The 22,110-nt window shown below is 63.5% G+C and carries 22 protein-coding genes and 1 tRNA gene; 7 read left to right on the top strand and 16 right to left on the bottom strand.

The features are described from left to right. Positions 1-423, top strand: a 423-nt coding sequence (locus NHF53_RS09745; RefSeq protein WP_252834013.1) for an IS5 family transposase, incomplete at its 5' end; no start/stop codon positions are given. 9 nt (positions 424-432) lie between these two features. On the opposite strand, the gene fghA is transcribed toward NHF53_RS09745, so the two are convergent. The 10 genes from fghA to lipB all read right to left on the bottom strand — a co-directional run bounded on the left by fghA (position 433) and on the right by lipB (position 7,381). Beyond that, positions 433-1,266: an S-formylglutathione hydrolase gene (gene fghA, locus NHF53_RS09740; RefSeq protein ID WP_252834012.1), complete on the bottom strand. Its 834-nt coding sequence runs from the start codon at positions 1,264-1,266 to the stop codon at positions 433-435. Positions 1,267-1,289: 23 nt separating this feature from the next. Then, positions 1,290-1,952 (bottom strand): DUF1345 domain-containing protein, encoded by a 663-nt coding sequence (locus NHF53_RS09735; RefSeq protein ID WP_252834011.1) that lies wholly within the window; start codon positions 1,950-1,952, stop codon positions 1,290-1,292. 95 nt (positions 1,953-2,047) lie between these two features. Then, positions 2,048-2,494 (bottom strand): YaiI/YqxD family protein, encoded by a 447-nt coding sequence (locus tag NHF53_RS09730; protein WP_114361712.1) that lies wholly within the window; start codon positions 2,492-2,494, stop codon positions 2,048-2,050. 7 nt (positions 2,495-2,501) lie between these two features. Then, positions 2,502-2,759 (bottom strand): BrnA antitoxin family protein, encoded by a 258-nt coding sequence (locus NHF53_RS09725; RefSeq protein WP_148153215.1) that lies wholly within the window; start codon positions 2,757-2,759, stop codon positions 2,502-2,504. After that, positions 2,722-3,015, bottom strand: a complete 294-nt coding sequence (locus NHF53_RS09720; protein WP_252834010.1) for a BrnT family toxin — start codon at positions 3,013-3,015, stop codon at positions 2,722-2,724. The genes NHF53_RS09725 and NHF53_RS09720 overlap by 38 nt, the downstream gene beginning before the upstream one ends. A gap of 67 nt (positions 3,016-3,082) precedes the next feature. Then, positions 3,083-3,544: a GNAT family N-acetyltransferase gene (locus NHF53_RS09715; protein ID WP_252834009.1), complete on the bottom strand. Its 462-nt coding sequence runs from the start codon at positions 3,542-3,544 to the stop codon at positions 3,083-3,085. Beyond that, the gene (locus NHF53_RS09710) at positions 3,541-4,668 is read right to left on the bottom strand and encodes an S-(hydroxymethyl)glutathione dehydrogenase/class III alcohol dehydrogenase (RefSeq protein ID WP_112684806.1); all 1,128 of its coding nucleotides are present in this window, start codon (positions 4,666-4,668) and stop codon (positions 3,541-3,543) included. Before NHF53_RS09710 ends, NHF53_RS09715 begins: the two co-directional genes overlap by 4 nt. A 131-nt stretch (positions 4,669-4,799) precedes the next feature. After that, on the bottom strand, positions 4,800-5,516 hold the full coding sequence (locus tag NHF53_RS09705; protein ID WP_252834008.1) for a hypothetical protein: 717 nt from the start codon (positions 5,514-5,516) through the stop codon (positions 4,800-4,802). Between the two features lie 97 nt (positions 5,517-5,613). Continuing rightward, on the bottom strand, positions 5,614-6,543 hold the full coding sequence (locus NHF53_RS09700) for a DMT family transporter (protein WP_252834007.1): 930 nt from the start codon (positions 6,541-6,543) through the stop codon (positions 5,614-5,616). 79 nt (positions 6,544-6,622) lie between these two features. Then, entirely contained in the window at positions 6,623-7,381 is a 759-nt protein-coding gene (gene lipB / locus NHF53_RS09695; RefSeq protein ID WP_252834006.1) for a lipoyl(octanoyl) transferase LipB, read from the bottom strand. A 191-nt stretch (positions 7,382-7,572) separates the two neighbouring features. Between lipB and NHF53_RS09690 the strand changes: the two genes are divergently transcribed. Continuing rightward, positions 7,573-7,657, top strand: a tRNA-Leu gene (locus NHF53_RS09690). A 137-nt stretch (positions 7,658-7,794) separates the two neighbouring features. Here NHF53_RS09690 and NHF53_RS09685 read toward each other — a convergent pair. Both NHF53_RS09685 and NHF53_RS09680 read right to left on the bottom strand, forming a co-directional pair. Further along, positions 7,795-8,856 carry a DMT family transporter gene (locus NHF53_RS09685; RefSeq protein WP_252834005.1) on the bottom strand — a complete coding sequence of 354 codons (1,062 nt, stop codon included), beginning with the start codon at positions 8,854-8,856 and terminating at the stop codon, positions 7,795-7,797. 82 nt (positions 8,857-8,938) lie between these two features. After that, on the bottom strand, positions 8,939-9,433 hold the full coding sequence (locus NHF53_RS09680; RefSeq protein ID WP_252834004.1) for a peptide deformylase: 495 nt from the start codon (positions 9,431-9,433) through the stop codon (positions 8,939-8,941). A gap of 178 nt (positions 9,434-9,611) precedes the next feature. On the opposite strand from NHF53_RS09680, the gene mgtE reads away from it, so the two are divergent. Next, the gene (gene mgtE, locus NHF53_RS09675) at positions 9,612-11,030 is read left to right on the top strand and encodes a magnesium transporter (RefSeq protein WP_252834003.1); all 1,419 of its coding nucleotides are present in this window, start codon (positions 9,612-9,614) and stop codon (positions 11,028-11,030) included. 65 nt (positions 11,031-11,095) lie between these two features. Continuing rightward, complete coding sequence (locus NHF53_RS09670; RefSeq protein WP_114361723.1) at positions 11,096-11,482, top strand: MerR family DNA-binding transcriptional regulator; 387 nt, start codon at positions 11,096-11,098, stop codon at positions 11,480-11,482. 6 nt (positions 11,483-11,488) lie between these two features. On the opposite strand, the gene NHF53_RS09665 is transcribed toward NHF53_RS09670, so the two are convergent. From NHF53_RS09665 to NHF53_RS09655, 3 genes are all read right to left on the bottom strand, one after another. Further along, positions 11,489-11,965, bottom strand: a complete 477-nt coding sequence (locus tag NHF53_RS09665; protein ID WP_114361848.1) for an isoprenylcysteine carboxylmethyltransferase family protein — start codon at positions 11,963-11,965, stop codon at positions 11,489-11,491. Positions 11,966-11,977: 12 nt separating this feature from the next. Then, positions 11,978-12,946: a heparan-alpha-glucosaminide N-acetyltransferase gene (locus NHF53_RS09660; protein ID WP_252834002.1), complete on the bottom strand. Its 969-nt coding sequence runs from the start codon at positions 12,944-12,946 to the stop codon at positions 11,978-11,980. Positions 12,947-13,026: 80 nt separating this feature from the next. Beyond that, positions 13,027-13,719 carry a DUF599 domain-containing protein gene (locus NHF53_RS09655; RefSeq protein WP_114361725.1) on the bottom strand — a complete coding sequence of 231 codons (693 nt, stop codon included), beginning with the start codon at positions 13,717-13,719 and terminating at the stop codon, positions 13,027-13,029. Positions 13,720-14,301: 582 nt separating this feature from the next. On the opposite strand from NHF53_RS09655, the gene NHF53_RS09650 reads away from it, so the two are divergent. The 3 genes from NHF53_RS09650 to NHF53_RS09640 all read left to right on the top strand — a co-directional run bounded on the left by NHF53_RS09650 (position 14,302) and on the right by NHF53_RS09640 (position 17,422). Continuing rightward, positions 14,302-15,702 (top strand): L-serine ammonia-lyase, encoded by a 1,401-nt coding sequence (locus NHF53_RS09650; protein ID WP_252834001.1) that lies wholly within the window; start codon positions 14,302-14,304, stop codon positions 15,700-15,702. A gap of 58 nt (positions 15,703-15,760) precedes the next feature. Further along, positions 15,761-16,198 carry a DUF1489 family protein gene (locus tag NHF53_RS09645; RefSeq protein ID WP_252834000.1) on the top strand — a complete coding sequence of 146 codons (438 nt, stop codon included), beginning with the start codon at positions 15,761-15,763 and terminating at the stop codon, positions 16,196-16,198. A gap of 108 nt (positions 16,199-16,306) precedes the next feature. Then, positions 16,307-17,422 carry a thioesterase domain-containing protein gene (locus NHF53_RS09640; protein WP_252833999.1) on the top strand — a complete coding sequence of 372 codons (1,116 nt, stop codon included), beginning with the start codon at positions 16,307-16,309 and terminating at the stop codon, positions 17,420-17,422. A 203-nt stretch (positions 17,423-17,625) separates the two neighbouring features. Here the strand turns inward: NHF53_RS09640 and NHF53_RS09635 are convergent, their stop codons facing one another. Next, on the bottom strand, positions 17,626-21,630 hold the full coding sequence (locus NHF53_RS09635; RefSeq protein WP_256481256.1) for an amino acid adenylation domain-containing protein: 4,005 nt from the start codon (positions 21,628-21,630) through the stop codon (positions 17,626-17,628). Positions 21,631-22,110 lie beyond the last annotated feature (480 nt).

Genomic DNA, 22,110 nt, shown 5'->3' with positions numbered 1-22,110 from the left:
GGAGGCATGGGACGTTCCCGTGGCGGGCTCACGAGCAAAATCCACGCGCTCGTTGACGCCGAAGGACGTCCCGTCAACCTCCGCCTGACTGGTGGCCAGGTCGCCGACTGCACAGAGGCCGACACGCTGATGGACGAGCTTGGCGAAGGAGATATCCTGCTGGCCGACAAGGGCTATGACACCAATGCCATTCGGGCCAAGGCTGCCAAGCGAAAAGCCTGGGCCAATATCCCGCCGAAGACAACCCGCAAGGGCTCTTTTGTCTTCTCGCGCTGGGTTTACCGGCAGCGCAATCTCGTGGAGCGCTTCTTCAACAAGATCAAACAGTTCCGGGGCATCGCAACCCGATACGACAAGCGCCCCGAAAACTATCTCGCCGCTGTGAAGCTCGTCGCAACAAGAATTTGGTGTCAAAGTTTATGAGTCGACTGCCTAGTCCAGCCGCTCTGCGTGCCAGCGCAGGTGGTCGTCCATGAAGGTCGAGATGAAGTAGTAGGAGTGGTCGTAGCGCTCGTGCATGCGCAGCCTGAGTCCGATCTCGGTGTCCTTGATCGCGTCTTCGAAGAGCCACGGGCGCAGGCCATTCTCCAGGAAACTGTCGGCGCTGCCCTGGTCGATCAGGAATTCCGGGAAACGGGCGCCGTCGGCGACCAGCGCGCAGGCATCGTACTCGCGCCACTTCGCCTTGTCGGGACCTAAGTATTTCTCGAAGGCGTCGACCGTCCAGTCGGCCGTCGACGGTTCCACGATCGGCGCGAAGGCGGAGCAGCTCCGGAAGCGTTCGGGGTTCTTCAGCGCGATCGTCATCGCGCCGTGACCGCCCATCGAATGACCGAAGATGCCCTGCCGGTCCATGTCGACGCGGAACTGTTCGGCGACGAGCGCCGGGAGTTCCTCGGTGATGTAGGTATACATCCGGTAGTTCTCGGCCCACGGCTCCTGCGTGGCGTCGAGGTACATGCCCGCACCCTTGCCCATCTTCCAGTTGGTGAGTTCGTCCGGCACGTCGTTGCCGCGTGGGCTCGTGTCCGGGCAGACGATGATCAGGCCGAGCTCGGCGGCCATGCGGCGATACTCACCCTTTTCCATCACATTCTGGTGGGTGCAGGTCAGCCCGGAAAGATACCAGAGGACCGGCCGGCGTTCGAGCACGGCCTGCGGCGGCACGAAGACGGCAAACGTCATCTCGCATTTGCAGGCGTCCGAATCGTGGGCGAAAACGCCCTGCATGCCGCCGAAGGCGGTGTTTTGCGACAGGATCTTCATCGTATCGTGTGTCCCTTGTTGGTTCAGCCGGCGAGCGAAACCGCGGCGTTCACCGCCGCGGCCAGCAGGACCGTGTTGAAGAAATAGGAGACGACGGCATGCAGCAGGTTGAGCTTGCGCATGGCGGTCGTCGTTACGGCGGTATCCGAGGTCTGGGCGGTCATCCCGATGACAAAGGAGAAATAGAGGAAATCGTAGCCGCCGGGATCGGTCGTGCCGGGAAAGTCGAGGCCTCCCCTGTGCAGCCCGCTTTCTCCCGGCATTGCCGTCTGCGGCCGCCAATAGGCATGGGCGTAATGGCTCGCCGCCATCACGTGGATGGTGAACCAGCCGGAGACCACGGCCGCGAAGGCGAGGAAGAGCTTCAGCGCACGGCTTGCCTCACCATTCAGCACCAAGAAGAGCGAAACCATCGAGACGACGACGGCCATCAGCGTGACCGTCAGGATCACCCAGGCGGGCTCGTCGGCAGTGTCGGCATGCCGTTTCAGGAAGGCGGCCGTCAGCCGCGGCAACCTCAGCCACATCAGTATCAGGTAGCCGACGAAGAAGGCGATCGGCACGAGCTCGAGAGCAAGCTGCGGTGCAAACAGCACGGTGACCGGTCCAGCCGCGAGTGCGAAGACGAGTGCACCCAGGAAGGGACCGTGCCGATGTCCGATCACACGTTCGGAGAGTTGCCGCATGCTATCTTGATCCGTCTTCATCTGTCCGCGGCAGGCCGGCGGCCGCGTGCGTGCGGTGTCCGCTGCTACAGGTTGCAGGTCTCCGTGCCCGACCGTCACTTTTTCACGCGACGGCAAAGCCTGTCAAAGGTTTCGAGGAATTGCGAGCGGTCACGCGGCGTGAAGGCGGCGTTGTAGCCCTTGCTCTCGCCGGTTTCCCTGAGGTGTGCCCCGAGATTGCGCATCGCCGTCGCCATGCCGATGTTGGCGGTATCGAAAACCCGTCCGGTCGGCCCCGTCACCAGCGCACCGGCACTGACGCAGCGTCCCGCGAGCGGCACGTCCGCCGTCACCACCACATCGCCGGGTCCGGCGCGCTCGGCGATCCAGTCGTCGGCAGCGTCGAAGGCGCCGGAGACGATGACGTTCTTGACCATTGGATCGCGGGACGGGCGCAGGCCCGAATTTGCGACGAAGGTCACCGGCAGGGCATGGCGCTCCGCAACCTTCAGGATTTCCGCCTTCACCGGGCAGGCGTCGGCATCGACATAGATTTCGGGCATGCCACTGCTACTTCTTCAAGCTGCGGGCATAGGATTCCAGCACCGCATTCATCCGGGTCTGGTATCCCTTGCCTGTCGCCCTGAAGGCCTGCAAAACAGACTTCTTGACCCTCAACGTGATCTGTTCCGTTCCTTCCGGCTCGACCACAACCGCCTTCTTCCAGAAGGCGTCGTCGAGTTCGGGAATGTCGCTGGTGTCTATGTCTTCGTCTTGGAGCTTAGCCAGTTCATCCAGGCTGAGCTCGCTCTTGTAGCGCTTGGGCATAACGAGCGCGCTCCTTTCGCTTTGCCGGCCTTGCTGAGATCAGGCGTATCCGGCCGTTTCTGTCGGTGTGGGTGACGACGACGATCGCTATCCCGTCGATTGCGCCGATGCTGTTGGTACGAACCTCTCCGTAGTCGAATCGTTCGTCGGTCGCGCTGATCACGACTCCTTCGAAGATCCGGCAAGCCGTCTCGAAGCTCAGTCCATGCTTCGCGACGTTCGAGGTGTTCTTTTCGTCATCCCATTCGAAAATCATTGTAACTACAATCGCATCTACCGGCAAGCGGATATGGCAGCATTGTTGCCTGCCGGTGCAGACCGGTTCACGGCGCTTGCCGCACCATGTCGACATGCGGGATGCCGTCTTCGAGATACTCTTCGGAGATCGGCGCGAAGCCGAAGCCCGCATAGAACTTCTGCAGGTGGCTCTGTGCCGATATCTCGATGGCCTCACCGGGATAGGCCTTCTCGCAAGCGCTGATCGCCTCGCGCATCAGCGCTTCGCCGAGCCGTTTGCCGCGATGCGCAGGCGATACGGCGACGCGGCCGATGCGGGGCAGGTGGGTGGGCGTCGGTCGCCACAGTCGGGCACAGGCGATGAGCCCGCCGTCGTCGATGAGCCGCAGATGCAGGCAATCCGCGTCGTTGCCGTCGAGTTCGGGGTAGGCACAGGCCTGCTCGACGACGAAGATGTCGACGCGTAGCTTCAGCAGTTCGTAGAGCTGGGCGGCGGAGAGCTCGTCGAGCCTCCGCACGTCCACGTCATAGGCGCGTTGAGCGCTCAATAGACCACCACGCTGCGGATCGACTCACCCTTGTGCATCAGCTCGAAGCCCTTGTTGATGTCTTCGAGCGGCATGGTGTGGGTGATCATGGAATCGATCTCGATCTTGCCGTCCATGTACCAGTCGACGATCTTCGGCACGTCGGTGCGGCCACGCGCGCCGCCGAAGGCGGTGCCCATCCAGGTGCGGCCGGTGACGAGCTGGAACGGGCGGGTCGAGATTTCCTGGCCGGCGCCGGCGACGCCGATGACCACCGATTTGCCCCAGCCGCGATGCGAGGCTTCGAGCGCCTGGCGCATCACCCTGGTATTGCCGGTGCAGTCGAAGGTGTAGTCGGCGCCGCCGATCTGGTCGGCGCCGCGCTTGGTCATGTTGACGAGGTAGGGCACGAGGTCGTCGCCGACATCCTTTGGATTGACAAAGTGTGTCATTCCAAAGCGTTCGCCCCATTCCTTCTTGTCGTTGTTCAAGTCGACGCCGATGATCATGTCGGCGCCGGCGAGCCGCAGGCCCTGGATGACGTTGAGGCCGATGCCGCCCAGTCCGAAGACGATCGCCGTCGAGCCGAGCTCGACCTTGGCCGTGTTGATGACGGCGCCGATGCCGGTCGTCACGCCGCAGCCGATGTAGCAGATCTTGTCGAAGGGCGCGTCGGGGTTGACCTTGGCCACCGCGATTTCCGGCAGAACCGTGTAGTTCGCAAACGTCGAGCAGCCCATGTAGTGGTGGATCTTGTCCTTGCCGATCGAGAAGCGCGAGGTGCCGTCCGGCATCACGCCCTGGCCCTGGGTCGAACGGATCGCGGTGCAAAGGTTGGTCTTGCGCGACAGGCAGGAGGGGCATTCGCGGCATTCCGGCGTGTAGAGCGGAATGACGTGATCGCCCTTCTTGACGCTCGTGACGCCCGGGCCGACATCGACGACGATGCCCGCGCCCTCGTGGCCGAGGATTGCAGGGAAGAGGCCTTCCGGGTCGGCGCCGGAGAGCGTGAAGTCGTCGGTGTGGCAGATGCCGGTGGCCTTGATCTCGACCAGCACTTCGCCGGCCTTCGGCCCTTCGAGCTGGACGGTCATCACTTCGAGCGGCTTTCCGGCCTGGATTGCGACGGCGGCGCGTACGTCCATGGTATTCTACTCCCTGAGAATGTGAATCGCGCGCGACCTTGGCACGGGAGCGGCGTCCGGCTCAAGGCCGAAGAGCATCAGAAACTGCTCCGTTCGGGCTCCCGGCGCCCCCGGTGGCGTCGTGAAAGCGATCAGGCGACGAGATGGTCGTCGGTGAAGAAGGAGTCGGGGATCTGCAGCCAGCGTGTGGTGCTCCCTTGCGCGGTCGGTGATGCGCATTCGACCGTAATCTCCGCCTCCCTCAGAATGTCGAGCCATCCTGCGGCGCGGATGCCTTTCACGGCGGCATCGATGCGCAGAAGTGCCGCTCTCTCCCGTTCGTCGAGAAGAAGACGCCCGTTGTTGCAGGCGTGCCTCAGCACGCGCCGCACATAGGCAATGTCGTCCGGCGCAAGATGCGCGTGTTCCGGGGGGCGACCTTCCTGCAGGGGGCCACGGCCCTCCGCGAGCGCGATGGCGAGCTGGTCGAGGGCGAGTGCGGTCATGCTCGCCGGTGCCGGTGGCGCGAGGTCGATCAGATGGAGAAGAAGGTCGAGTTCGTGTGACGAGCGGACCACGCCGTCTTCCACGAAGACCTGCTCGAACCAGACGGCATTCATCGTGTCGAGCGATCCCGCCGGATGGCAGCGGTTCAGAATGTAGCCGGCGAGCGATTCGACGAAATAGTCGCGCCACTCGGGACATTTCTCCGGGCAGAGCGCGTCGAGCGCCAGCATGACGATCACGTCCTCGGAGGAACGGATGCCCTCCGGAAAGGTATATTTGCGCAGCAGAAGGAGGTCGTCGGCCGAAAGCCTGTTCTTCCCGGCGATGACACATGCCGGAAAAGAGAGACGAAATTCGCTCATCTTTTTTCCCGTTTCATCATGAAACTGGAGGCGAGCCTATGGGCGCCGCGTTTCCAGACGGTGAACGGACGCGGTTAAGCGACGATGAACATCATCGTTAAATTGCCGCGCTTTTCGCGCGCTTCTGCTCGCGCCAGAGGATGAACAGGCCCGAGCCGACGATGATCGCGACGCCCGCCCACTTCGAGGCGTCGGGGAATTCGCCGAAGAGCGCGTAGCCGAGCACGGTCGCGGCGATGATCTCGAAATACTGGAAGGGCGCGAGCACCGAGAGCGGTGCCATGCGGAAGGCGCGCACGATCAGAAGGTGGATGTAGCCGGAGATCGAGCCGAGCAGGACGAGCAGACCGAGGCCGAGCCAAGAGGAGGGGAGCGACGGGGAGAGATCGCTCGCGCCCGTGCCGGTGCCGGCCAGCAAGGCGGCTCCCATGACGAGCGTGCCACCGATCCCCGCCATGGTCTGCATGGTCATCGGCGAGTCGGCCTCGCCGATCGCGCGATTGAGAAACATGTAGAGCGCGAAGAGAAAGGCGCAGGCGACCGGCAGCAGCGCCGTCAGCCCGAAGATCGCGTAGCTCGGCTGGATGACGATCATCGCGCCGCCGAAGCCGACGACGATCGCAAGCCAGCGCCGCCAGCCTACCCGTTCTCTTAGAAAGAGTGCCGAAAGGGCCGTGAGGATGAACGGCTCGACGAAGTAGATCGCAAAGACGTCGGCGAGCGGCATGTACTTGACGGCGGCGAAGAACATCAGGCTCGCCGCTCCGTGCAGCGCTCCGCGCAGAAGGTTCATATAGGGGCGTTTGGCCGCAAGCGCGTCACGCCCGCGCAGGAGGAAAGGCACTGGTAGCGTGCAGGCCAGCTGGAAGAAGAAGCGGTAGAAGGTCACCTGGCCGGGCGACATGCCCTCGACGGTCGCCATGTATTTGGCGATTGCATCCATCACCGGCAGCACGAGCATGCAGGCAGCCATCAGGGCCATGCCTTCGACGGGGCTCTGTCGGCGGAGAGAGGTCGCGGCTGTCATCGACTCGTGCTCGTTGGGGGCGGGCGCCCATGAAGCACGCCGGATGCTCCGAGATCAAGCGCGCCCGGAGCCCGCTTCGTCAGGCGCCGGCGACCGCTGCCGTTCCTTCGCCCGGCAGCAAGGATGTCTCCGCGACCGTAGGGCCGAAGACCTCCTCGAAAGCGCTGCGCAGCCGGATGTCGACATCCGGCATCATCACCGGCAGGCCGAGATCGACGAGGCTCGTCACGCCATAGGCAGTGATGCCGCAGGGCACGATGCCGCCGAAATGGGAAAGGTCCGGATCGACGTTGAGCGAGAAACCGTGAAAGCTCACCCAGCGGCGCAGGCGGATGCCGAGGGCGGCAACCTTGTCCTCTGCCATCGAGCCGTCGGCAAGCCGCGGCTTCTCCGGGCGGCGGACCCACACGCCGACGCGGTCCTCGCGGCGTTCGCCGCGCACGTTCATCTGTTCCAGCGTGCGGATGATCACCTCTTCCAGCGCCGCGACATATGCGCGGACGTCCTGGCGCCGCCGCTTCAGGTCGAGCATGACGTAACCGACCCGCTGGCCGGGGCCGTGATAGGTGTATTCGCCGCCGCGGCCGGTCGCATGGACGGGGAAACGATCGGGCTCCTTGAGGTCGGCGGGGTCGGCGCTGGTCCCTGCGGTATAGAGCGGCGGGTGTTCCAGCAGCCAGACGAGTTCGTCGGCGCGGCCCTCGGTGATCGCGGCGACTTCCGCCTCCATGGTGGCGAGCGCCTCTTCATAGGAAACGAGACCGTCGGAGATTCTCCAGCGCACCGGCGGCGAGCCGGGCAGGGGAAACATTTTCGCTTCGATTTCTGTGCGTTGCATGGGTGCGCCCATCCTTTTCCCCTACTTGGCAAGAAAGCGCATCGACTTCAAGAGCCCGGAATTCCGGGCCTTCCGGAATGCCTCCACAGGGGCCCCGGAGGAATTATCAAAAAACTGTCACAGCGCCCTTGTGCACCCCGAATGCTTTTGCTACATGCAGCCCCGCCGGAGCAATTCGGCATCTACCACGAGCGGTCGTGGCGGAATTGGTAGACGCGCAGCGTTGAGGTCGCTGTGGGGCAACCCGTGGAAGTTCGAGTCTTCTCGACCGCACCAAAAACCCGGCTTCGGCCGGGTTTTTTGTTGTTTTTGCAGTGGCTTGCGCGGCAGAGCGCCCGTCCTGAAATGCAGGCTACGTCGCCCAACGGCTTTCGAGATGTGACACGGTCCGGCAAGGGCGTCTGCCCGGCCCGTCAGTCGTGTGCATGCCGGTGGTGAAGGTCCGGATAATGTGGATGCTTGTGGGTCAGCAGCTCGTGCCGGTGCCGGTGTGAATGGGGCTCGGTGGCGGGGCTGTCGTGATCGTGCTGGTGGTGCACGTCGTGAACATGGGCGTGTTCGTGTTCGAACGCTTCGTGAACATGAAGATGCTCATGGCGCTCCGTCAGGTGCAGCCAAAGTCCCACACCCATCAGCAGGCTGGCAAACGCGATCTGGAGCGTGAGTGGCTCCCGCAGGAGAATGATGCTGAGTATCGCCCCGATGAAGGGTGCCAGGGAGAAATAGGCTCCCGTCCGGGCCGTCCCGAGATGCCGTAAAGAGAGCATGAACAGAACCAGGCTGACGCCGACGCTGAGAAAGCCGAGGATTGCGCCGGCCCCGATTGCGTCCGGCGAAGGAACAGGTGTTCCCAGCCCGAGCGCGAGTATCAGGTTCGTCGCCCCGGCGGCCAGCCCCTTGATCATCGCGATCTGCACCGGGTCGGCCGAGGACAGCTTGCGCGTCAGGTTGTTATCGATGCCCCATGCGAGGCATGCAAGGGCGACGAGAAGGCTGCCGTTGTCGAGTGCGATGCCTTGTCCGTTCCAGGAGAGAAGTGCGGCACCGGCCAATATCGCGATCGCGCCGAGCAGCAAACGACGGTCGACGTTCTCGCGGAAGACGATCCAGGCGATCGCCATGGTCGCGAGGCCTTCGAGGTTGAGCAGCAACGACCCCGAGGCCGCCGTCGTCAGGGAGAGGCCGAACATCAGGAGCAGCGGGCCGAGAAGACCGCCGAAGACCACCACCGCAAACAGCCATGGAAGATCGGAGATCCGAAGCGGCGCCTCGACACCTTCGAGCCCGATCCATCGTCGCCCGAGGTGGACAAGCACGAGCCCGACTCCGGCCCCGAGATAAAGGATGCCGGCCAGCAGCCATGGATCGATGCTGTCCATCAGAAGCTTCGACAGCGGCGGCGATGCTCCGAACAGCAGGGCTGAGCCGAGTGCGAGCGGAATGCCGGGGAACTGGTGTGTGCGGTCAACGGACATGGTGGCAGGCTATCATTCTACGGCCGGCCGACCAATGGCCTGTCTCAACGAGAGTCGCTTCACACAAGGGGCGGCGGCGCGCTCAGCCCCGCATCTTCTCCCATTTCTTGGTCAGCCGGTCGCGCTTCAGCTTCGACAGCCGCTGCAGCCAGAAGATGCCGTCGAGCTGGTCGATCTCGTGCTGCATGCAGATCGCCGGGAAGCCCTCGAGTTCCTCCTCATGGGCCGTCCCATCGAGATCCTGGTAACGGAGCTTGACAGCGCGAGGGCGGGTCACCGTCTCGGTCGCGCCGGGCATCGAGACACTGCCCTCGGTATGGTTCATCAGTTCGCCGGACGAAGACAAAATCTGCGGATTGACGTAGGTGCGCCGTCCGCCGATCTCCGGCAGGTCGAGAACGACAAGCCGCACGGCCACGCCCACATGGGCTGCGGTGATCCCGACGCCGGGTGCCGCCTTCATCGTGTCGTAGAGATCGTCAGCGAGAGTGGTGAGGCCGGGGCCGAAATCGGTCACGGGCGTGCAGACGGCCTTCAGTACGGGATGTGGATAAGTGATCAGGGGCAGGACCGCCACGATAGGCCTTTCTGTGCTGCGAGTGCGTCGGAACAACAGGTTAGCAGGCCTTCTTCGCGTTTGCACACACCGCCGCGCGATATCGTCCCGCGCGGTTGACAATGCGGTTTTTACCGCCATTCTCCAAGGCTGCCGGGATACGCAGGACGAGTTGATTTCTTAGGGTGAGGGCGCAGGCATGACGGATACCGGCGACGAACTCCTTGTTCGGCCCCCGCAGGACGATGTCCCCGACGACATCTATTCCGAAGACGGCTCCGTCCGGTCCGATTTCCTTGCCCTGGTCGGCGCGGCGATCGCCGACCGCGACACGCTCTTTCTGCGCCAGCGCGTCGCGCGGCTGCACGAATCGGAACTCGGCGACCTCATCGAGGCGATCCAGCCGGAGCAGCGTCTTGCCCTCGTACGCCTCCTCGGCGACGACTTCGACCTGACGGCGCTGACCGAGGTCGACGAGGCGATCCGCCTGCAGATCGTCGACCAGATGCCGAACGAGCAGATCGCCGCGGCGATCGGCGAGCTCGATTCGGACGACGCCGTCTACATTCTCGAGGACCTCGACCACGAGGACCGCGAGGAAATCCTCGCCAAGCTGCCGTTCACCGAGCGGGTCCGCCTGCGCCGGGCACTCGACTATCCGGAAAGCTCGGCCGGCCGGCGCATGCAGACCGAGTTCGTCGCCGTGCCGCCGTTCTGGACGGTCGGCCAGACGATCGACTATATGCGCGACGAGGACGACCTGCCGGAGAGCTTTACGCAGATCTTCGTCATCGACCCGACCTTCAAGCTGCTCGGCACTGTCGACCTCGACCGAATCCTGCGCACCAAGCGTCAGACGAAGATCGAGACGATCATGCGCGAGACCAGCCACGCGATCCCGGCCGAGATGGATCAGGAAGAGGCGGCGCAGCTCTTCGAGCAATACGACCTTCTGTCGGCGGCCGTTGTCGACGAGAATGACCGGCTCGTCGGCGTGCTCACCATCGACGACGTCGTCGACGTCATCCAGGAGGAGGCGGAAGAGGACCTCCTGCGCCTCGGCGGCGTCGGTGACGAAGAGCTGTCGGACAGCGTCGTCGAGACCTCGCGCTCGCGCGTGCCGTGGCTCGCCGTCAATCTCGTCACCGCCTTCATCTCGGCCTCGGTGATCTCGCTCTTCGAGGGGACCATCGAACAGGTGGTGGCGCTGGCGATCCTGATGCCGATCGTCGCCGGCATGGGCGGCAATGCCGGCTCGCAGACGATGACCGTCACCGTGCGGGCGCTGGCGACCCGCAACCTCGACATTCACAACGCCTGGCGCGTCGCGCGGCGCGAGGCCGGCGTCGGCCTCATCAACGGCGCGCTTTTCGGCACGCTCGTCGGTGTCGTCGCCGCCATCTGGTTCCAGGACGTTTCGATCGGCGGCATCATCACGACCGCCATGCTGATCAACATGTTCGCAGCCGCGATGGCCGGCATCACCATCCCGCTCCTGCTTCACCGATCCGGGACCGACCCCGCGGTCTCCTCCGCGGTCTTCGTCACCGCAATCACCGACACGACGGGTTTCCTCAGCTTTCTCGGGCTTGCGACCTGGTGGTTCATGTCGGGCTGAATGGAAAAATTGACTTGTACGTAAAAGTCAATAAGATACCTGTTCCAGATGAATCGGAACAGGCAGTGAAAAAGTATTACAGCATAACGGAACTGACGCGTGAATTCGGCGTTTCGACCCGGACCCTGAGGTTCTACGAAGACGAAGGCTTGCTTCATCCCGAGCGCCGTGGCCGAACGCGTCTCTATCGTGCTGCCGACCGCCGTCTGCTGCAAGAGATTCTCCGCGGCCGGCGTATTGGATTCACCGTAGCCGAGATCCGTGAAATCGTCCAGGTTTACAAGGAACCGCCGGGCGAGATCGGGCAGCTCAAGATGATGATGAAGAAGATCGACGAGAAGCGCGAAGAGTTGCGCCAGAAGCGCAAGGACATCGACGAGACGCTCGCCGAACTCGACAATGCCGAGGAGGCCTGCCTCACGCGCCTCGTCGAGATCGGTGTCGGGACCTGATCTTTCTCAGATCCAGCGGCGGGTGTGCTGGCAGTATCGCTCGAATTCGATGCCGAAGCGCGCGAGCAGATGCATTTCCTCGCAGCGGATCGCGACCAGTGTCGTGACCACGGCGGCGATGACGGCGGCGACGAGAAACCAGCTGTTGCCGGTCAGCAGCCCGAAGGCGATCGTCATCAGCGTGTAGCCGAGATAGATCGGATTGCGGGTGAAGCGGAACGGGCCGTTCGTCACCAGGCGCTGTGCGCAACGGTTCGGGAGCACCGCCGTGTGGCATTCGAGCAGCGTCTTCACCGCCCAGATGTCGAGGGTGAGCGCGATGAGCGCGAGCAGTCCTCCGAGCGTCCAGAGAAGATAGCCCTCACGCGGCAGCGGCGGCAGAAGGCCGACGTAGCGGTTGAGGAGGAGCGCCGCGACGATCGCGACGCCGTAGAGCAGGGGTGGCCAAGGATATTTCAGTGGTTTCAGGCGGTAGGCGTTCATGATCATGTCCTGTCATTGGCTGACTGCGGTACACTCACGGGCTAACTGCAACACACGTTCATCCTGATCCGGCTGGATTGCGCCAGACTGGAGAGGTTCGAAGAGAGACTGTTGCATCAGCTTGTCCAGGGTGCATGCGCAGAAGCGGCTGCAGAGTTCCGCCTGGCTGCCTTCGGCCCGGCAGCTCGTTTCGCAACTCCGCAGATAGGACTGCATAGGATCAGGTTTCTGCGGCGGAACGATGATCGAGATCAAGTAGACGGTCGCGATCAACAGGGGCTGATGCAAGAGGTAGACGATGAGGCTGTGGCGGCCGCCGAAGCGCAGCACCGCCGGGCCTTGCGGCAGGCCGGCGAGCGTGTCGAGCGAGCCCGCGGCGCGCGCGAAGCGGGTCGCGGCGATCCCCAGCAGGAAGGCGCCGATCCAGGGAAGCAGCGGCACGTAGTCGTTCGAGCGCGGCAGATGCTCGGAAAGACCGATCCACAGCAGATAGGGCGCGTCGAACGCCTCCGAGCGGAGATAGGCCGGCGCGGCGAGGGCGGCGAGCGCGGCAAGAACCGTTAGCGCCGGCGGCAGCCGGAGGAACAGCAGCCCGATCACGCTCGCAGCGGCAATGTGGTGCAGGATGCCGAAGAAGATCACGCCGTCCGGCATGGCGACCGCCGTCGCGATGGTGATGGCGATTGCCGCTCCGGCCACCATCGCAAGCCGCTTCACGAACGATTGCGGCTTCAGCGTCGGGTAATGGGCGAGCACCAGGCTTACGCCCGCCATGAAGATGAAGCTCGAGGCGATGGCGCGGGCATAGAGTTTCCACAAGCCCTGGGTCGCCGTGCCGGGTTCGATATAGCCGAAGAATTCCAGATCCCAGGTGAAGTGGTAGGATGCCATCGCGACGAGCGCGATCCCCCTCGCGGTATCGAGCAGGCCGATCCGCCTCGAGGTTGCAGGGGGATTTTCAGTGTCTGGGACTGCGGCCACGATCGATCCTTCGCATGCGAGAATTCTACCCCGCGCACCCGCGCGGAGGGCTCATGCCACAGCGTCCAATCTGGTCGTTTTCAAGGCGCCGTGTCGGTCATCAACGCAAGACGCGCATCGGAGAAAAACTGTCGGCGTACCAGTACGAAGAAGATGATAATCGATGTTCCCACGAAGACGTAAGGGCTGACGAACCACCCTAGGTAGCCTATCGACAGGAAAATCGCGCGGAGGCCGGCATTGAACTGCTTGGCGGCGATGATGTTCATGCGGATGACCCGTTCGGCGATGCGTTGCGTCTCCTGCGGGTTCTTCTTCGCGTTTTCGGTCATCGGCAGCGTGCCGAAGAGAATCGTGCAGTAGTTGAACAGCCGGTAGGACCAGCCGAATTTGAAGAAGGCGTAGCCGAAGATGGCGGTGAGCCCAATCACCTTGAACTCGAAACCCGAGCGGCCGCTATAGGTGATGAAGGGCAGGTCGCGGAACACGGTGTCGACCTGTTCGGTGGCGCCGAGAAGAGCGAAGCAGCCGCCGATCGCGAAGATCGAGGTCGAGGCGAAGAAGGCCGTGCCGTTCTGCAAGCCCGCGAGGATCTGCGTGTCGATCATCTTCAGGTCGCGGGTGAGCGAATTGTGGATCCATTCCCGCCGCCGCTCGGCCATCGCCTGGGTCAGGCTCGGGCGGCTGAGGATCTTTGCGCCACCGGTCAGCCAGGAGAAGACGATCCAGAGCACCAGGAATAGTGCGAGGGCGAAAAGGTCGATGAATGTCATGGCGATTCCCGTGGTTGCTCGCGGGAAGATTATGCCGCCGGCCGTGCACCGGACAAGTATCCACAGTTTTGTAAGACTTTGGCTGAAATTACGGCGCGGTCCATCTCTTTAAGTATTATCTAAAAACCGATCTAACCGTTTGAAATTGCATAAATCCATGCATTCTGCGAATGGCTCCCCTGCGGAAGGGGCCACTGTTTTGCCATTTTTGCAGTTGCGATGGCCCATGAAGTCGAATAGACCGGGGCCCGAAAAGCGGTCGGGGGACGGCTTTTCGCCATAGGCGAACAATCGGAGTGATAATGGAAGATAGCATCCAGAAGTCTTGCTGGGGCGTTACCCTGCGGGCGTTGACGGGATTTGCAGGCGTTTTGTTCCTGGCCTATCTTTTCGGAACCATCTGAACTCGTTTTTGACGAGAATTCCGCAGCGCGGTCCGCAAGGGCCGCGCTGTCGTCGTTTATGGCGTCCCTTGCGATGTCGCGCCGACTCAAGCGGATGTCGGTTGCCCGCCGCGTCGGCTTCTGATCATAGTCTAGCCTTTCGATTCAGGTTTTCCGGTGTTCTGAGGCGCGGCCATACATGTTTCTTTCTGTTTTCGACGTATTCAAGATCGGGATCGGCCCGTCGAGCTCCCACACGATGGGGCCGATGACGGCCGCCAAGCGCTTTCTCGATCTCATTCTGTCGGACGACTGGCCGCGGCCGAGCGGTGCTGCGGTGGCGGCGCTAAAGGTGAGCCTGCACGGATCGCTCGCCTATACCGGCATCGGTCACGGCACCGGCCGCGCGGTCATCATCGGCCTGACGGGCGAGGAGCCGGACCACGTCGACCCGGACCGGATGGACGATATCATCGCCGCAGTCGAGCGGGAGGGGCAGGTGACGCCGCCCGGTCATCCCGCATATCGCTTCGTACCGAAGGACGATCTCGTCTACGACAAGAAAGTGCCGCTGCCGGGCCATGCCAACGGCATGCGCTTTACCGCCCTCGACCGTGACGGTCGTGTGCTGCTCACCATCGTCTACTATTCGATCGGCGGCGGCTTCGTCGTCACCGACACCGAGCTTGCGGCCATGCAGAAGCAGAAGAAGCAGGCCGCCACCCAGAAGGTGCCCTATCCTTTCGCAACGGCCAAGGAAATGCTCGGGATGGCGCGGCGCTCCGGCCTCACCATTGCCCAGATGAAGCGCGCGAACGAGGAGGCGGTGATGGACCGCGCTGCGCTCGACGCGGGCCTCGACCGGATCTGGGAGGCGATGAGCGGCTGCATCGATCGCGGTCTCAAACAGGAGGGCCGCTTGCCGGGCGGGCTCAACGTCAAGCGCCGGGCGCGGGCGATCCACGACAAGCTCGAGGAGGAGTGGCGTTCGAACCGTCAGAACCCGCTGCTCGCCAACGATTGGCTCTCCGTCTATGCGATGGCCGTCAACGAGGAGAATGCCGCCGGCGGCCGGGTGGTGACGGCACCGACCAACGGGGCGGCCGGCGTGGTGCCGGCGACGATCCGCTACTACCTGCATTTCCATCCGGATGCCGATCAGGAAGGCATCCGCGACTATCTGCTGACGGCGGCCGCGATCGGCGGCATCATCAAGCACAATGCCTCGATCTCCGGCGCCGAAGTCGGCTGCCAGGGTGAGGTGGGCTCGGCCTCGGCCATGGCGGCGGCAGGTATGGCGGCCGTCATGGGCGGTTCGCCCGAGCAGATCGAGAACGCCGCCGAGATCGCGCTGGAACACCATCTCGGGATGACCTGCGACCCCGTGGCCGGCCTCGTGCAGGTGCCCTGCATCGAGCGCAACGCACTCGGTGCGGTCAAGGCGGTGACGGCGGCCTCGCTCGCCTTGAAGGGCACGGGCGAGCACTTCGTGCCGCTCGATGCCTGCGTCGAGACCATGCGCCAGACCGGCCACGACATGAGCGAGAAATACAAGGAAACCTCGCTCGGCGGGCTTGCGGTCAACGTCGTCGAGTGCTGATGCGCCTGTGCGTCCGGCGGGGCTTGACCGCCTCGCCCAAAGGCGTATCACCGTCGCCATGACACTGCATCTGATCAAGCTCTGCGTCGGCGCGGAGTCGCTCGAGGATCTCAGGCAATGGGTCGCCGAGCGCTCGCTGACGGCGATTGCCGCGGGCCTCGAACCGCATAGCTCCCACGTCACCCGCATGGTGCCCAAGCGCACCGAGGCGTTGCTGGACGGCGGCTCCCTCTACTGGATCATCAAGGGGCAGGTCGCCGCGCGCCAGCGGCTTCTCGACATCAAGACCTTCACCGGCGGCGACGGCATCAGCCGCTGCGAGCTGATCCTCGGACCGGAGGTCATCGAGGTGGCACCGGCACCGCGCCGGCCCTTCCAGGGCTGGCGCTATCTCGAACCCGATGCCGCACCACGCGATCTCAACGCTTCGGGCGCCGATATCGAGGACATGCCGGAAGACCTGCGCCGCGAACTCGCGGAACTCGGCCTGCTGTAGCAACGCCCCGGAACCGCCCGCTTTAACGGAAGCGAAACGTCCTTCCGCAATTCTGTGCTGAACATCGGACCTGTCTAGAGCAAACGACGATTGGCGGCGGGAAGAAGTATGGAGAGGCATGTGGCGGTGCCGACGGTTGGGCGTGACGCGGCCGGGTTCGAACGCCTTGTCGTCGAGATCGCCGGCAGTGTGCAGCGTCGCGAGGTTTCGGCCGATGCAGTGCTCGTCGATGTCTTCAACATCAACCGCGCGCTGAAATTCGTCGAGGCCGTCTGGCAGGCGGGCGGCATCGAGCTCGACGTCAACAGCTTCTATTTGTGGCCGACACTTCGCGATCTCGCGCGCGCCATGGCCGACGGCTCCTTCCGGAACGTCCCGAAACTGATCCGGATCCGCAAGGGCACCTCGCCGGATACGCTCATCGTCTTTGCCGGTGGCGCGAGCTGCTTTCTCGAAATGAAGGATTTCGTCAACGCGCTCGCCTTCGACGGCACTGTCTACGGCATGGCGCTCACGCCGTTCGGCCGTCCCGCCGCGAGCCCGGCCGTCATCGCCGACGAGGTGGCCGCCTGTCTCGCCGAACTGGAGGTATCGGACATCGTGCCGCCCTACCGCTTCGTCGGCTATTCCTTCGGTGGCCTCGTCGCGCTCGAGCTTTCCCGCGTGCTCGCGGCCCGTGGCGCCCGGATCGATTTCCTCGCCCTTGTCGATAGTCCGCAGAGCGAGCATGCATGGCCGCTTCGCACCTGGCTCGCCTTCGCCGCCGGGCGCCTGCTTTCCAGGGGTGGAGGGATACCGGCTGCGGGCGCCGAGGAGGCTTCCGGTGAGCCTTCCAAGGTGCTGCGGGGCGGCAGGCTCGCAAAGTACCGCCGGACGCTCCGGCGTCTCGCTTTCCGTTTCCTGAGCCCCAAGGCGGAAATCTACCCGACCTTCGTGCCGCAATGGCTGGGCGGCTATCCGCCCGCCTACGATCGCGCGGCCCGGCAGCTCCTCCGGATGAAGGGGCTCTACCGCCCCTCGCGCTACGAGGGACCTTTGGTCTTCTACCGGACGGAGGGCGGCTCGCCGGTCGATTGCGATCCGAAGCTCATCTGGGAGGCCTACCTGCCCGCGGCGGAATGGGTCGATGTCTCCGGCAACCATCAGACGATCATGGTCGGGCGGCATGCCCGGGCGCTCGCCGCCGACGTCAGCAGGCGGCTCGCTGCGGCAGCGACGGCATAGGCGAAGGGCCGTCGCGAGGGTACTCCGATCTGGCTCGCGCATCGATTGGCGGTCGGGCGATCCCCGCGTCGCTTGGCCGTGGCAAGGCCCGATGTGAGATGTTCGCCTCAGCTTTCGAGCTGATCTTCGCAGGGGAGCCGGACCTCTGCCGACAGGATGGACCGACCCGCCTCTCTCAACGAAAGAGGCAAGGTCGATCGCGTTCAGGCCGAACTGCCGGCTCTTTGCGGCCGGTAACGCTCGTGGCGCAGCACCAGGATCGAGCGCAGGAGTTCGGACTGCACCACCGCGCCGATTTCCGCTGCCGGATCGGCGTCGAGCATCTCGTCGTGGCCGCAATCGAGCGTCCTCAGATAGATGCGACCGCCGATATGCGGCAGCCAGGACTGCGGCTCATACTCGATGACGGCGCGTGTCGCAGGTGCCGCCATGACTCGACCGGCCCGAAAGAAATGCAGGTCGACATCGACATGGCCGGGTACGAAACGGCCGGCCAGCTCTAAATTGCGCAGGATCGTCTGCCGGGCACGCTCGACCAGCTTCGGATCGTCGAGGCCGGTGTGGTTGAGGACGTCGGCGTTCCGCCGATAGAAGCGTTCGACCACATGATCTCCCAGCGCCTCCAGCGTATCGATGCCCTTCGCGGCCTCGTCGCTGCTTCCGAGAAAGCCGAGTGCTGCATGCACGAGCGTTGTCTCGTCCTGCAACAGGCTGTCCGGGCGGAACTTGTAGCTGTCGAGCATGCCGAGGAAGGCGACGGTTTCGTTGTTGTCGAGCAGCCGGCGGGCCATCTCGTGGGCGATCAGACCGCCGAGCGACCAGCCCAGCAGATGGTAGGGACCATGGGGCTGCCTGGAGCGGATGCGCTCCAGATAGCGCTCTGCCATGGCTTCGATGCTCTCGGGCGTCCGGGCGGGATCGAGCAGGCCGTCGGATTGCAGGGCATAGATCGGCACGTCCTCGCCGACATGCTGGCCGAGCGAGAAGAAGCTCCAGCCCAGACCCAGGATCGGATGGATGCAGAACAGCGGTTCCCGGTTGCCGGTTGCCTTTATCGGCAGCATGGGCGCCATCAGCGAGGAGGCCTCGTTTGCCACCTCCAGCCGTTCGGCAAGTGCTGCGATGGTCGGGGTCTCGAACATGACGCCGAGCGGGATCTCGCCCTGGACCCTGCTGCGCAGAGCCGAGACCATGCCGGCCGCGGCGAGTGAATCACCGCCGAGTGCGAAGAAATCGTCGTGGATGCCGACGTTCTTTAGTCCCAGAACCTCGCACCACAGGGCGGCGAGGGCGCGCTCCGTCTCGTTGCGCGGCGCGACCGTTTCCTCGCCCTCGCGGACCTGCGGCGCGGGCAGGGCCTTGCGGTCGATCTTGCCATTGCCGTTCAGGGGAAGCTCGGCCACTCGGACGTAATGGGCCGGGATCATGTGGCTCGGCAGATGCTGGGCGAGGTGCTGCGACAGGATGCGCGGATCGAGATCCTGTCCTGCCTCGGCCGGCACCACATAGGCGACAAGGCGCTTGTTGCGGCCGGGATCCTCGCGCAGCATCACCACGGCTTGGCGGATTCCCGGATGGTTCATCAGGGTTTGCTCTATCTCGCCCGGTTCGATGCGGAACCCGCGGATCTTGATCTGGAAGTCGTTGCGTCCGAGATATTCGAGCACCCCATCCGCCCGCCACCGTGCCAGATCACCGGTGCGGTAGAGCTTGCCGCCGTTTGCGGTGAAGCGATCGGGGACGAAGCGCTCTTCGGTGAGTTCGGGCCTGTCGAGATAGCCGCGGGCGACGCCCATGCCGCCGATCAGCAGTTCACCGACGAAGCCGGGCGGCACCGGCTGGCCATGGCGGTCGACCACATAGACTTGGGTGTTCCAGATCGGCCGGCCGATCGGGACGGTGGAGAGATCGCCGTCCTTCAGCGACATCGCGGTCGACCAGACGGTCGATTCCGTCGGCCCGTAGAGATTGATCACCGGTGCGCGCAGCGCCGCCATCTTGTGGGCGAGATCCGGTGAAAGGGCCTCGCCGCCGACGAGTGCGAGCACGTTGCGCAGTTCCGTTCCGCCGTCATTGACGAGGGCGCGCCAGAGCGACGGCGTCGCCTGCAGGATCGAGATCCGTTGCTCGGCGATCAGGCGCCGCAGCGCCGCCGGTTGCCGCACCGTGTCGCGCGGGGCGACAACCGTGGTCGCGCCGCAGATGAGCGGGAGGAAAAGCTCCAGGGCGGCGATGTCGAAGGCGATGGTGGTGACGGCGAGCAGGCGATCCGATGCCTTGATTTCGATGAGTTCACGCATCGACATCAGGAAATTGGTGAGCGACTGGTGAGTGATCTGTACCCCCTTCGGCCGCCCGGTCGAACCGGAGGTGAAGATCACATAGGCGAGATTCTGAGATGATGGCCCCTCGGTCAGAAGCTCTTTCGGCAGATCGCCGTCGCCTTCCGCGATCGGGCGATCCAGAAGGATCTGCCGCGTCGTGCCGAGATCTGTCTCACTGGCAAGTGTCGAGGTGGTGACGATGGCGACCGGTTTTGCCTCGTCCAGAATGACGGACAGTCGGTTGCTGTGGTCGGAAGGATCGAGAGGCAGATAGCTCGCACCGATCTTGAGGATGGCGAGCAGGACCACGACCATTGCCTCGGAGCGAGGCACCGCGACGGCGACGAGATCGCCGCGCACAACTCCTTTGGACGAGAGATGCCTCGCCCAGGCATCGGAGGCGACGTCGAGCGCCCGATAGCTCAATTGGCGATCGCCGAAGACGACGGCCGGGGATTGCGGCGTGCGCTCGACCTGATGGCGGAACAGGACCGGCAGGCAAAGCGGATCGATGGGCCTGCCGGTGGCATTCCATTCCAGCAGCACACGCTCCCGCTCCTGCGGCAGGAGCAGAGAGCGGGATGCGATCGGCCGCTCCGGTTCGGCAAGGATGGCTTCGATCATCTGGACGAAGCGCTTCTGATGGTCGACCAGCTCGGACAGGGTGTAAAGCGCCGGATTGGCATCGAAATCAACGATCATCGACCGGCCGTCACCGCGATCATAGGCAAAGATCGTCAGGTCGGCCGTCGTGCCGTTCGACAGGTTCCGTGCCGTCACCGGCAGCCCGTTGAAGTCGAAACTGTAGTCAAACGGTTCAATGTTGACCCCGAGCGTGGCGATCTGCTCGTCGCGGTGGGAAAGGCCGAGATCGCGCCGCATGTCCTCGTAGCGGTAACGCTGGTAGCGAAGCGCCCGCGCCATCTGCTGGCTCGTCTGGCGGATGACGTCGGCCAGCCTGACGTCGGGCCCGAATCTGAAACGAAGCGGCACCGCATTGGCAAGCATGCCCGGCATGCGCCTGAGGTCGGCGCTGATCCTGGCCGTCACCATGGTCAGGATCGTCAGTTCGTCGACGTCGGCCGCCTTGGCATAATAGGTGGCGACGAGTGCGATCAGCGTTTGCGGCAGGCTGCCGCCCGCCGCCCGACCGAGGGCTGCAACGCGGCGGATCATTTCGCGGTCGAGTTCGACGCTGTGGCGCAGGGTGCCGCCGGACGGATCGATCTTGCGCCGCGCAAGTGTCACTGGTTGCGGCAGCGATTTCAGCTGGTCGAGCCAGTATCTGCGGTCTCGTCCGAAATGCACGGAACCGCGATAGTCGCGCTCGATCGCGAGCAGTTCGTCGGGAGAGCCGAAGTCGCAGGGCGACGGCGAGCGTCCATTCTGCAAAGCCTCATAGAGCTCGCTCACCCGGCGGGCGATGAGCCCTCCGGAAAAGCCGTCGATCAGCGCGTGGTGGGCGCTGTGGTACCAGATCCAGTGGACGTCGCTGACTTTCAGCAGCGCGCTGGCCCAAAGCCAGTCCTCGGCGACGTCGATCGGCTTGCGATGCTCGGCGTTCATCCAGCCATACGCCGCCGAGAGTGGTTCGCTCTCGTCGCTGAAATCGAGGAGCGGAATGTCGCCGTCATAGGCGCCGAGAATGACCTGATGGGGCCGGCCCTCGATGCCACGAATCCGCGACCGGGTGGCTTCCAGTTCCTCAGTCAGGATACGAAGGGCAGCGATGAAATGTCGTGAATCAAGCCTTCCGTGAATTTCGATCGCCTCGGCGATCACGAAACTCCAATCAGAGGGAGATATCTTCTCTTTCATCCACATTCCCGCCTGAGGAGAGGATGCAGGAATTGTCTTTTCTGTTCGCGCGAAACTGTAATTCATCCATCGCTTCCCGTGTCTGGACGAGTAATAGAACAAAATATTAACCCAGTTAAGCCTGTATATATCTACCGACCTACCTGATTTAATATTCAAATTGTACGGGACCCTTCAATTCCTGTGGCGAAATCGCATTTAACCAGAGGAATTTTGTAGGTTTTTATCCTTGTAAATAGAAGCTATCATACTTTTTTTGGGCAATGCAACATAGGGGAAGCCCGTCGAGACGCGATCGTTCGGCCACGAACAGCCGCGACGCCCCGTCGACCGGATATGATGAATGATTGCATGGTGTTGAAACTGCAATGAAAGCGTGTTTCTGGCGACGCGAGGCCGGTGCACAGGATCCAACTAATTCGGGGAGGTAAAAAAAATTCCGCGAAAGTGCTTTGGGTGGCGCCGTCCGGCATAACCCGCACTCGCGCCATTTGGCCGACGCGCCCGTCTTTCCTTGTGCGCGGTGATCGTTTCCGTAAGCGGTTC

The organism is Ciceribacter sp. RN22 (assembly GCF_024054295.1).
GTDB classification, from domain to species: Bacteria; Pseudomonadota; Alphaproteobacteria; order Rhizobiales; family Rhizobiaceae; genus Allorhizobium; species Allorhizobium lividum.
Note: the sequence above shows the minus strand (reverse complement) of the source record. Positions and strands in the feature narration are given on the sequence as shown.